This window comes from Microbulbifer mixtoriginis (SeqCode), assembly GCF_052467515.1.
This window is the reverse complement of record NZ_CP174314.1, coordinates 2,500,339-2,512,299: the sequence shown is the minus strand read 5'-3', so window position 1 is coordinate 2,512,299 and position 11,961 is coordinate 2,500,339. Positions and strand designations below refer to the sequence as shown.

9 protein-coding genes are annotated in these 11,961 nt (G+C 54.8%); 2 read left to right on the top strand and 7 right to left on the bottom strand.

Annotation, left to right across the window (positions count from 1 at the left end; translation table 11 throughout):
• Positions 1 to 77: 77 nt before the first annotated feature.
• The 6 genes from ACJJIT_RS10625 to ACJJIT_RS10600 all read right to left on the bottom strand — a co-directional run bounded on the left by ACJJIT_RS10625 (position 78) and on the right by ACJJIT_RS10600 (position 7,840).
• Positions 78 to 1,241, bottom strand: a complete 1,164-nt coding sequence (locus tag ACJJIT_RS10625) for an acyl-CoA dehydrogenase family protein (RefSeq protein ID WP_252085684.1) — start codon at positions 1,239 to 1,241, stop codon at positions 78 to 80.
• An 11-nt stretch (positions 1,242 to 1,252) separates the two neighbouring features.
• Positions 1,253 to 3,277, bottom strand: coding sequence for an acetyl/propionyl/methylcrotonyl-CoA carboxylase subunit alpha (locus ACJJIT_RS10620; protein WP_252085685.1), 2,025 nt, complete (start codon positions 3,275 to 3,277; stop codon positions 1,253 to 1,255).
• Positions 3,277 to 4,080 carry an enoyl-CoA hydratase/isomerase family protein gene (locus tag ACJJIT_RS10615; protein WP_252085686.1) on the bottom strand — a complete coding sequence of 268 codons (804 nt, stop codon included), beginning with the start codon at positions 4,078 to 4,080 and terminating at the stop codon, positions 3,277 to 3,279. The genes ACJJIT_RS10620 and ACJJIT_RS10615 overlap by 1 nt, the downstream gene beginning before the upstream one ends.
• Positions 4,081 to 4,089: 9 nt before the next feature.
• A complete protein-coding gene (locus tag ACJJIT_RS10610; protein WP_252085687.1) occupies positions 4,090 to 5,256 on the bottom strand; it encodes an acyl-CoA dehydrogenase family protein in 1,167 nt (388 codons plus the stop codon).
• An 83-nt stretch (positions 5,257 to 5,339) separates the two neighbouring features.
• Positions 5,340 to 6,947: an acyl-CoA carboxylase subunit beta gene (locus tag ACJJIT_RS10605; protein WP_444898339.1), complete on the bottom strand. Its 1,608-nt coding sequence runs from the start codon at positions 6,945 to 6,947 to the stop codon at positions 5,340 to 5,342.
• Positions 6,947 to 7,840 (bottom strand): SDR family oxidoreductase, encoded by an 894-nt coding sequence (locus tag ACJJIT_RS10600; protein WP_444898338.1) that lies wholly within the window; start codon positions 7,838 to 7,840, stop codon positions 6,947 to 6,949. The genes ACJJIT_RS10605 and ACJJIT_RS10600 overlap by 1 nt, the downstream gene beginning before the upstream one ends.
• A 215-nt stretch (positions 7,841 to 8,055) precedes the next feature.
• Between ACJJIT_RS10600 and ACJJIT_RS10595 the strand changes: the two genes are divergently transcribed.
• Positions 8,056 to 8,706 (top strand): TetR/AcrR family transcriptional regulator, encoded by a 651-nt coding sequence (locus ACJJIT_RS10595; RefSeq protein WP_252085690.1) that lies wholly within the window; start codon positions 8,056 to 8,058, stop codon positions 8,704 to 8,706.
• Positions 8,707 to 8,895: 189 nt separating this feature from the next.
• Positions 8,896 to 11,436: a hypothetical protein gene (locus tag ACJJIT_RS10590; RefSeq protein WP_444898337.1), complete on the top strand. Its 2,541-nt coding sequence runs from the start codon at positions 8,896 to 8,898 to the stop codon at positions 11,434 to 11,436.
• A 34-nt stretch (positions 11,437 to 11,470) separates the two neighbouring features.
• On the opposite strand, the gene yciH is transcribed toward ACJJIT_RS10590, so the two are convergent.
• Complete coding sequence (gene yciH, locus ACJJIT_RS10585; RefSeq protein WP_252085692.1) at positions 11,471 to 11,794, bottom strand: stress response translation initiation inhibitor YciH; 324 nt, start codon at positions 11,792 to 11,794, stop codon at positions 11,471 to 11,473.
• Positions 11,795 to 11,961 lie beyond the last annotated feature (167 nt).

Here is an 11,961-nt window from a genome sequence, read left to right as displayed (position 1 = left end):
TCTTTACTAACTCAGTCCCACACCCATGCGGGACTGAGTTATAAATAGGCTTAGCAAGAGGCTTTTATCCTGCTCCTCTAAATTCCCATCTGCCTGGAAGCCAGATCCCGCATTATTTCTTCAGATCCGCCACCAATCGCATTCACCCGCACTTCACGATAGATACGCTCAATCCGACTGCCACGCATATAGCCTGCGCCACCTAACACCTGCATCGCTTCCCGGGCGCAGAATTCAAGGGTTTCTGTGGCTTGGACTTTGAGTAGAGCGATATCGGCTACCTTGAGCTGATGTTGTTGCTCTGCCCAGGCACAAAGGTCGAGATAGGCTTGGGTGGCATTGATGCGTTGAAGCATCTGGGCAAACTTGTGCCGAATCACCTGATGATTGGCGAGGCGCTTTCCGAAAGTTTGGCGCTCTTGGGCCCACTCAATGGCGTCCTGCAAACAGACCCGGCTGAATTCTACACAGGAAGCGGCAATGCCCAGGCGTTCGCGATTGAAGTTGTGCACTATGGGTAAGAAACCTTGGTTCTCACCGCCAATTAGATTGCTCGCGGGCACGCGCACCTGATCAAAAAAGATACTGGCCGTATCAGAGCACCACCAGCCCTGCTTTTTATCGAGCAGCTGCCGGCTAACCCCTTTGGTATCCGCAGGGATTAAGAGCAGGGAGATACCGCCGAAGCCTTCTTCACCAGTGCGCACGGCAGCAGTAAACCAGTTAGCGCGCATGCCGCCGGTGATATAGGTCTTTTCGCCGGTAACGATATAGTCATCCCCATCACGCTCTGCGCGGCACTGGAGATTGGCTACATCGGAGCCTGCGCCTGGTTCGGTAATTGCCAGGGAAATATGCTTATCACCACGTAATACCGAGGGGATAACCTGATCTTTTAGGGCCTCGCTGCCATAGTGCAGTAATGGGGGCAGGGCAATGCCGTGGACCATTAGGCTGGCGTAGAGTCCACCGGCGCCGGGGCGGGCTAACTCCTCTGCGGCAACAATCATATGGAAGACATCGGTTTCGATGCCGCCGTAGTTTTCCGGATAACTCATCTGCAGAAGGCCAACTTCTGCCGCTTTTTTCCAAAGCTCGGCGGGCAGTTGGCCGTCTTCGTCCCATTGAGTGATATAGGGAGTAATCTCACGGTCGACAAAGCGGCGCAACTGGGTGCGCCATTCCTGATGACCTTCGTCATAAAAGGGGCTTGCCATACGGGAGGCATCAATATCGTACATGCTGATCTCCTTTAGGAAGTGGCGTCGCTGGGGATTTTGGCGGTTTCAGTTGGTGTGTCTTCGATCTGCACCAGCAGCTGGCCACCGCGCACCTGGTCTCCTTCACAGGCGCCCAGTTTAATTACGGTACCGTCGCGGTCTGCGCGCAGGGCGTGCTCCATTTTCATGGCTTCCATTAAGGCGATGGTGTCTCCCCGCTGAACGCTTTGATTGGGCTCAACCAATACCTGCACCAGGCAACCGTCCATAGGAGCCGTGATGCGGCCACTGCCTTCGTTAAAGCTCGATTTGGCCGGGGCGTGGGTGATATCGACAAAATGGAATTGCCTACCGTCTAACAGGAGATGCAGATTGCTTTGGTTGGCTTGGAACAATCTCTTTTGGCTAACGCCATCCAGCAGGAGTTCAGCACTGTAAAGTCCACTTTCTTTTTGTGATTTCTTAAAATGGACCCACTGAATCAGGAACTGCTGTTCGCCTACTGAGATTTGGTAAGAATGATCTACTAACACCAGCAGCTCACAGTTTAGGGTTTGTCCTGAAATTTCCAGTCGGTAGTTGGTCGGCACGCTGTTGTCGCCACTGCGCCAGTCACTGCGGCCGCTGCGCCGATCCTGAGGGTTGGCTTGGTGCAAGTGATTCAGTAATGCGGCTTGGGCTGCAACTACTGCTGGAACCGATTCTACGGATGTCAGCGTGCTGTTTTGGTCGAGAAAACTGGTATCGGCATCGCCAGCGATAAACTGTGATTCGGCCAGGATCTTCTGCAGGAAATGGATATTGTTTTTAGGGCCGATAAATTCCAGCTGGCTTAGGGATTGGGTTAGCTTGCGCCGAGCTTCTTCTCGATCCTGCCCCCAGGCAATTAATTTGCCGAGCATAGGGTCGTAAAATGGCGTAATTTCGCAGCCACTTTTCAAGGCGTGGTCGATACGGATTCCTTGCCCCTTTGGCGCCTTCCAGTGGAGCACTTTTCCGGCCTGGGGTAGGAATTGTTGTTCCGGGTCTTCGGCATACAGGCGGACTTCAATGGCGTGCCCCTGCTGGGTGACTTGCTGCTGGGAAACGCATAGAGCTTCGCCGCGTGCTACTGCCAGTTGCCAGGCTACCAGGTCAAAACCGGTTACCATTTCTGTTACCGCGTGCTCTACTTGCAACCGGGTGTTCATTTCCAGGAAATAGAATTCGCCGTTGGGGCAGAGTAGAAACTCTACGGTGCCCGCGCCTAGATAACCGCAGGCTCGCGCGGCATCGACTGCGGCTTGCCCCATTCTTTCCCGCAGCTGGGTGTCGACCGCTGGGGAAGGGCACTCTTCGACCACTTTTTGATGGCGTCGTTGTACGGAGCAATCTCGCTCCCCCAGGTGAATACAGTTGCCATGACGATCCGCAAATACCTGGATTTCGATATGGCGAGCGTTGACCAGTGCCTTTTCCAGAATTAACTCGTCGCTGCCGAATGCACTCATGGATTCACTGCGGGCAGCGCGCAGCTGGGAGGCCAGTTCGCTGTCTCCGTGAGCCAGGCGCATGCCGCGCCCACCACCACCTGCGGCGGCTTTTATCATTAACGGGAAGCCAATGCGCCGCGCCTCGGCGATCAGGGTATCGTCGTCCTGGGCACCCTGGAAGCCGGGAATACAGGGTACGCCGGCAGCGGCAACAAACTCCTTGGCTTTGCGTTTGTTGCCCATTAGTTCTATGACTTCGGCACTCGGGCCAACAAAACTCAGTCCATTCTCTTCGCAAGCGCTGGCAAATTCCGCATTCTCAGCGAGAAAGCCGTAGCCGGGGTGGACGGCAGTGGCTCCGGATTTTTTAGCTGCGGCGAGAATTTTTTGGATATCCAGATAGGACTCCGCCGAAGTCTGCCCGCCAATGGGTACGGCGATATCGGCAGTCTGTGCGTGAAGTGCATAGCAGTCCGCATCGCTGTAGACGGCGACTGTGCGATAGCCTTCCGCTCGGGCAGTACGCATAATTCGCAGTGCGATCTCGCCGCGGTTGGCGATTAACAGGGTCTCTGTTGTCGACATCAGTGCTGCCACTCCGGTGATCGTTTTTCCAGAAATGCACGGGCGCCTTCGCGCCCTTCATGGCCTTGAATTGCGCGGGAAAACTGCTGTGCGGCGCCGTCGAGTAGTTGGCCGAGTGCAGTTTCATCGCTTACCCGCGCTGCATCCAGCAAGATCTGCTTGGTCGTTGCCAGGGCGCCGGGTGCGCAGGCATTGATTGCGCCCAGGTGTTCCTGCAGCGCGCCTTCGAGGGCTTCGGAATTATCGAGTAACTCATGGATTAACCCAATTTCCAAGGCCTGCTGTGCGTTGACTTTTGCTCCGCTGAGGGCCAGGCGTCGGGCCTGAGAGAGGCCGACCCGTGCTACGACAAAGGGAGCAATTTGTGCAGGCGGTAAACCCAGGCGGGTTTCCGGCAGGGCAAAGCGGCAGCTGCGATCGGCGATGGCAATATCGGCACTGCAAGCGAGCCCGAAACCACCGCCCATTACGGCACCTTCCAATACGGCAATGACTATTAAAGAGGTGCGATTAAACCGTTCCATCAATTCACCGAAACGACGGTTTAGGTGAAAAAATACATCACTATTTCCATCGCTCGCGCCCTGCTGCGCATTGAGCATATCGGCAATATCCCCACCGGCGCAGAAATTGTGTTCTGCGCCCCGCAGCACCAGTGCTCGCACCTGCGGGTCTTCTTCCGCTTCTGCGAGCTTTTGCAGCAGCTCATCTACCATTTGCAAACTGATGGCGTTGCGCTGTTGTGGCCGGTTTAGCGTGAGGTGGCAGGCGATGCCAATGGTTTCATCAATGATTGTCTGCATAGCCTGACCTTATGCGTTGGGTTTACGCTTGCCGGGCAGTATGCCCATCAGCTTACAGATAATGCCGAGCATTACTTCATCCGCGCCGCCGCCGATAGCGGTGAGGCGGCTATCCCGGTAAGCGCGGTTGATAACGGTTTCCTCGATATAGCCCATGCCACCCCAGAACTGCAGGCACTGATCGGGGATAGAGCGGGACAGGCGGCCAGCCTTGAGCTTGGCCATAGAGGCGAGGGTAGTGACATCTTCACCAGCTACATAAGCTTCCACCGCACGCCAGGTTAATGAGCGCAGGCACTCCACTTCGGTCTGCATTTCCGCGAGGGCAAAGTGAATGGTTTGATTGTCGATCAATGGTGCTTTAAAGGCCTGACGTTCGCGCACATAGTCGATGGTGCTGCTCACGCAGTTTTCCAGGCCTTTTAAATTGAGTGCGGCGCCGGCGAGGCGCTCCTCCTGGAATTGCAGCATTTGCAACAGGAAACCGGCACCTTCATCGCCGATACGGAAATGTTTGGGTACCCGCACATTGTCAAAAAATATAGGGGCGGTTTCTGATGAGCGCATGCCCAGTTTGTCGAGCTTTTCGCCGATGCGTACCCCTGGCGTTTTTGCCGGAATAATGATCAGGGATTTGTTGCTGTGGGCTTTGCCCTCACTGGTATTGACCAGGGTGCAGAAAAAGTCTGCGCAGGGGGCGTTGGTGATCCACATCTTGCTGCCGTTGATCACATAGTCGTCGCCATCGCTTTTGGCGGTGGTTTTAATTGAGGCAACATCGGAACCGGCGCCGGGTTCGGATACAGCGATTGCGCCGATCATCTCTCCGTTCACGGCGGGAATCAGGAACTGCTCTTTGAGGTCCTGGCTGCCGAAGTTGGCCAGGGCAGGGGTACACATGGAAGTCTGTACCGAAATCGACAGGGGCACGCCGCCACAGTGGGCACCGCCCAGCTCCTCCAGAAAAACGGTTTCATAACTGAAGTCGAGACCCAGGCCACCGAAGTCTGTGGACTTGCTGATGCCTAGTAGGCCCAGACCGGCCAGTTGTTGGAAAATTTCGCGGATGGGAAAGCGGCCGGCCTTTTCCCATTCGGCCACGTTGGGATTAATTTCCTGCTGTACAAAGTTTTGTACGGTGCGCTGCAGTTCCCGGTGTTGATCGCTAAATATCATTATTATTTTCCCTGCCTTGAAGTGTGAACCCGGTGATTGTGTAAATGGGCAACTGCACTTCCTTGTTGCCCAGGTTTTTCGAATTAAAACCTAGCTACGCCAAAGGTATTTTTGTTGAGTTTGCTCTGTTCGGCCTCATTGCAAATTTCTAGCAACATGCCTAAAAGTTTGCGCGTATCGCGGGGATCGATAATGCCGTCATCCCAGAGGCGCGCACTGCAGGCGAGAGCATCGGAATTGCCCTGCATAAATGCGCTGGTGTCGTTTTCCAATTTGTCTAATACCGCCTCATCCACATTGCCGCTGCGTTGCATTTTTTGCTCGGTGACGATGCGCATTACCTTGCCGGCCTGGGCTGCGCCCATCACGGCGGTGCGGGAATTGGGCCAGGCAAAAATAAAGCGGGGATCGAATCCGCGACCGCACATGGCGTAGTTGCCGGCCCCATAGGAGCCGCCTACGACAATGCTGAGTTTTGGTACGCTGGCATTGGCCACGGCCTGAATCATTTTGGCGCCGTGCTTGATGATGCCGTTGCGCTCCACCTCGGTACCCACCATAAATCCGGTGGTGTTATGCAAAAACAGTAGTGGCGTGCCACTCTGTTCGCACAACTGAATAAACTGCGCGGCCTTGTTGGCGCCCTTGGGGGTGATCGGGCCGTTATTCCCAATAATTCCCACAGGGAAGCCTTCGATACGAATATGGCCGCACACGGTTTGTCGATCGAATTCCGGCTTGAAATCCAGCATGGCGGAGCCGTCGGCGATACGAGCTAGAATTTCGCGCACGTCGTAGGGCTTTTTGCTGTCTGCTGGAATCAGGCCGAGCAGGTCGTCGATAGGGTGCAGTGGGTCTCGGTAATCTTTTTGTACTGAGCTTTTAATGGGTGAGGGTAGTGCGGCAACAATCTCTCTTGCTATGCGAATACCATCGGCGTCGTTCTCTGCTAAGTAATCGCCACTGCCGGACTCGGTACAGTGCATTTCCGCTCCGCCGAGGCTTTCCGCATCGGCAATTTCACCGGTGGCTGCTTTCAGCAACGGCGGCCCAGCCAGGTACATGCCGGTTTGCCCGCGCACCATAACGACATAATCTGACAGGCCCGGCTGGTAGGCGCCGCCGGCAGTAGCGCCGCCGTGTACCACAGTAACTTGCGGAATACCGGCGGCGGACATTCGCGCCTGGTTGGCAAAACCCCGCCCGCCGGGAGCAAAAGTGTCGCTGGCGTACATCAGGTTGGCGCCACCACTTTGCGCCAGGGCGACTACCGGCAAATGATTTTCCAGAGCGATCCGCTGCATTCGCAGGGCTTTATCCATCCCGGCTGGTGAGATGGTGCCGCCTTTTACGGCATAGTTATCAACCCGAACCATACAGCGTCGACCACTGATTTGACCGATGCCGCAAATGGCACCGCCACCCGCACCGGTACCGTCCTGGTCGTCAAACAATTTATAGCCGGCGAGGGAGCACAGTTCAACAAAAGGGGCGCCGGGGTCGAGGAGCAAATTGAGGCGCTCCCGTGGCAGCAGCCAGCCCCGTTCACGATAGCGGGCCGCCTTACTTTTTTCAGCTTGAACCGGGCGTTGCTCAGCTTCACGAAACTGGTTGATCTGTTCCAGCATGGCAGCCTGGTTGTCATTGAATTCTGCCGAGCGGTTGTCGAGCTGGGAATCAATCGGCTGCATTAGAGCTTGCCCTCCGCTTCCAACTCTTCCACAACTTGAGGCCGGCGTTTGCGATGGAATCCGTTAAAGCGTTTAGAGTTGTTCGCGGCTTGTGGCTGCCAAAGGGGAGAGTGGTGCTTGAGGCTGGAGCCACCGTCGATACGCAGGGTTTGCCCGGTAATATAGTTGGCCGCATCGGAGAGCAGGAAGCACACGGCCCCGCTAACTTCCGCTTCCTCTCCCAATCGGTAGAGGGGGATACTGTCGCGGAAGCCCGGTAGTAGCTCGCGCAGGAATTTGGGGTCGTAAGTATCAAAACCGCTGGAAAGAATATAGCCTGGCGCCACGGCGTTAACTCGAACGCCAAAAGGCGCCCACTCCAATGCAGCGGTTTCGGTAATATTTTCCATGCCTGCGCGAGCGGCACCGGAATGGCCCATCATTGGCATACCGCCGGCGTTATCTGCGGTGATATTTACGATACTGCCGCTATGTTGTTTCATCGACTGCACAAAAACTTCGCGGGACATTAAGAATCCACCAAGCAGGTTACTGCGTACAACAGCATCGAAGCCTTTTGTGTTGATCTGCTCAAGGGGGGAGGGGAACTGGCCACCGGCATTGTTCACCAATCCATGAATTTGGCCTCGGGCCTGGACAATTTGCCCAACCGTTTCCTGAACACCCTCTTCATCGCGAATATCCAGGCTGAACAAACTGCACTCGCCACTATCGTTATTGATTTCACCGGCAACCCTTTCCAGCTTGTCCAATTTGCGCCCAATCAATACAACATGGGCGCCGAGGCTGGCCAGTTCGTGGGCGATACAACGGCCAATACCACTGCCGCCACCAGTGACGATATAGGTTTGCTCGCTAAAGCTGCCTGAGCGCAGCTGGCTTTGATAGCGCATGAAAGTTTCCTTTTCTTGGGCCTTTAAGGCCTATTCAGTTTTTATTGTTCTTGTTGGCGCTTGCGCCTGCGTGTGGGAAAACGCAGAATAGCTTAACGCTACCAAGCAAGCGCTTGGTATTCAAGGGTTGGCGCCTTTTTGATTGTGTGATTGTTAGGTTGCCGATTAGTCTGCAAAACAAAGCAAAAAAGAAAGCAAAGAATTGGGAGTGTTTCGTGCAAGAGGGCGCACAAGTGGTGGTAGAGGTGCAAGGTGCTATGTCGCCACAGCAACTTATTGGAACCCTGGTAAAGGCAGGAGAGCTTACAGACCCGGCCTCCCCGCGGGGGCGATTGCTCAATGCTGCCGCGCGCCTGTTTGAGCAAAAGGGGTTTTCACGTACTACTGTGCGAGACCTGGCGGCGGAAGTGGGCATTCTGTCTGGCAGTATTTTTCATCACTTCTCCAGCAAAGAGCAGATTCTCTGCGAGGTGATGAAGGAGGTAACTATTTTCGCCAGTGCTCGTATGCGTAGTGCGGTGGAGCAGGCCGCGTCACCTCAGGAAAGGCTGCGGGCCTGTATCCAGTCTGAGCTTGAGGCGATTCACGAGCGGGCGGTGCCGGGCTTTTCCATCTTGGTAATGGAGTGGCGTAGTCTGTCAGACAAAAGCCAGAAAGAGGTGTTGTTGCTGCGCGATGAGTACGAGCAAATATGGCTGGATGCGATCAATTCCGCCCGTTGCCCAGGTGGGGATGCCACAGTGGTGCGCCGACTTATGGTTGGTGCTTTGAGCCATACCTACAGTTGGTTTAAAGCTAGGGAAAATGGATTGACCATTCCCGAGCTCGCCGATCGGGCCTATCAAATCTTCGCGCCCAAATCCTAAGCGTTAACAATACGAGTTACTGGCAAGGTGCCGTTAAAACTGTGCACTTTGCCACCTTTCCTGCCAATTTCTCTCTTTTGAAGAGCTTCCTGAGAACTGGTGCGCACCTGTTTTTCTCCGAATCTTTTACCCTGCGCGCAAGATGATAAGAATGTGACAATAAGTGTCACTTGGTGACAGGAGAAGGGAATGGCGGGCCAGGATTTATACCAGGTGGTTTCCACGGGAAGGACACTCCACGCCAAAGAAGCAGGGGCTGTGACTCGGGATATCGCCAAACTATTTTCGGTTCCTGAGGCTCAGGCTCGCAGATTACTGTTAAAAGGCTGGGTGATTAAAGACAGACTGGCATCGTCACAGGCCCTGGAGTACAGGGCCAAGCTGCACAAGATCGGTCTTCGTGCCGAGGTTTGCCCTGCGGGAAAGTTCGATAACCAACAGCTGATTGCAAAAATCAAAGTGGCCCAACGGCGCAAGGCCAATGCAGCAGAAAAGATGCCGACAAGTACGGCCTCGGCAGGTGTATCCAAGGCTGGGACTGCACGAGCGCAAGAGGTAGAGAAATCGCTTTCGGTGAGCAATGCCAAAGGAAGCGTTGCCCCCCCTCTGGATTCTGAAAAGATCAAACCACAGGCAACAGAGTCTGAAGCCGATGAAAAGAGGCCGTTCTTCGGCAATAGAAAAACGCAGCTGGCTACAGTGGGTTGGCGAGTGCTTTTCGGATTACTCCCTGCTTTAACGGTACCTACTTTTTTTATCGGCTTGGCAGCTCTGTGTCTTTATGCTGCCGGTGCACTGCTCTGGCAAACACCCTTGGCAGTTTGGCAGGGGGAGTTAACTGGTGGCACTTTACTCATCAGTCTAGGGGGGGCGGCAGTCTTTATTTTTTTATTGTTACTGGTCGCTTTGCCTTATTTTTGCCTCCCTCGAGAAATGCGTCCAAGGCCTGGCGAAGTCCCTCTGAAGCAAGCGGACAACCAAGATTTATTGCCCTTACTTGAGCAATTGTCTAGTGCAACGAAACTGCCCAGGGTGCAGAAGCTGATAGTCAGTCCAGACGCTCGTATTTATTGCGAGCCCAGGTTTTCTGAGGTGATGCGTCAGCAATTGCGGTTAAACATGGGCCTGGCCAGTGTGGCTTCCCTTAGTGGCCGCGATACCCTGGCGTTAGTGGCACGCAGCCTTGGCTTTTATCAGGGAAAACTCAATGGGCTACTGGCCTGGCTGGTGTTAGATGGTGTTAGGCGCTTGGAGCTGATGCAGTGGGCACTGGAAAATGATCGAAGTGTGTTGTACCGAAGCGGGGAACCGGGTCCGCTGAAATCCTTACATCAATTACTGGCAACTTGTGGCCACTTTCTATTGCCATTGATTGAGCGGCTCGAAAATCTGCACCGTATTGTCACTCGGGGTAGCGCACGCTATCTGGAATGCCGGGCTGATTTCTGGGCTGCCGACTTGATTGGCAGTGGGGCTTTTGCCGAATTTGCCGGGAACTGGCATCGCCTGGTGCATGCCGACCTAATGGTTGCCGAGACTGCCCGCGAGGCCTCGGCAGTGGGGCAGTGCTTTGAAAATATCCCTGCTGCTGTAGCCTGGACACTGAACAATCTGGATGAGGAAACCAGTAATACCATTGAGCTTGCGATGGCTCAGGCCAGTGATCCCTGGGATGTTTTTGAGGCGGCGGATCTACAGCGTATTGAGGTGGTTCAAAAGCGCAATATTAGTGGGCGTCTAAAACGGGAGCTTGGCTGCACGGAGCTTTTTGCCGATTTTCCCAAGTTGGCCAGTGAGGTCAGCGGGGAGGCTGGCGCGTCGGACTGTCAGGTTGTGGAGAATCGCCGATTACTTTGTGCCAGTCGCGAAGCGGAGGAGGCGCTACAGATCCTGGATGTTTATTTTAACCGTCTGCCGCCGCTCAACCTGCTGCCACTTCGCAGGCCTGCGACTCAGGAAATGCAGGCGATGGATTTACAGGCCAGTATCAATTGGCTAAGGAGCAAGCTCATTGAGCTGCGTGAACTCCGGGAACAACGTGAGAACACACGTCAGCTTATGGTGTCAGTGCAACTTGGCGCGGCGCTGATTCGGGCCAAGGTGCGTATCGATCCACAGGAATACTCTCTGAATAGCGCAAGCCTCGCAGCGGCGCAGGAAGCATCGGCGTTAAAGCGGTCTGAGTTGGAGGAAATCGAGCGTCAGCTGCAGAAGATCTATTCGGTGTTTTACCAACGGTTGTGCTTGGCTTTAGTCGCTATGCCGGCACGGGAGCGCCAGCAGGCTAGGGGAATGCTTAGCCAGTTGGCTGCCTACGACGCGCTGGCCACACACCTTGAGCGCCTTGCGGGCTACAGTACCAGTCTCTCTGTATTCTCACGCCGCTTATCCCCAGGTCTTGCCGAGCGGGAATTGGTACAGAAATACCTGGCCCTCTCCGCTCGAGAGCTGGATGCGACCTTTGCCACAGTGGAGTCTTCTGAGCTATTAAAAGCCCAGGGTTTGGATAGCGCACTTTGTATCAAGGCAAAACGCGAGCCATTGCAACAGCTACCGCAGCGCCACCAGGAGGCGTTGGCCGTGGTGCGTACTATGGAGTCCCGCTGTAACTATGCAAGTACGGTAATTCTGGAGCGCTATCAAATCCAGCTGGCGGCCCTGCTGCAACGTTGTCTGCATAGAGAAGGGCAGCTGGAAGTGAATCCTTTACGTCTCCTGCAAGCGGTTTAGAGCCTGTTGGTATTTAATGAGTTGTCACCAGGCTCTATCCGCCGGCAAGCTTCACTTTGTAGTTTTTGGATTCCAATAGCGCTTTGATTTCCGCGCGCTTGTCGCCCTGGATTTCGATCACACCGTCTTTCAGGGCACCACCGCAGCCACAGCGTTTTTTCAATTCCGCCAGTAGTAACTTCAGCTCACCATCGGTGCCGTCCACGCCACGCACACAGGTAACCCCTTTGCCCTTGCGTCCTTTAGTCTCTCTTTGGATGCGCACAATCCCATCACCTTGGTGACGCTTCTCTGCTGCGGGCTCTTCTTTGATACGACCGCGGTCGGTGGAATAAACGAGACGGTTCTCCTTGGCCATGGTTGGGCGCTCTCCAAAAAATTGTTGCACAGGGTAACTGGGGCGCGATTGTGCCCGAGGCGTGGGGGAAGTCAAAGAGGTCGCGGCCGAATATCTGGATGAGGGTGGAATAGGGGGCGACCCACCAGCCCCCAGCAGGTAAAATTTGAGCGCAAATCCTTGGTAGA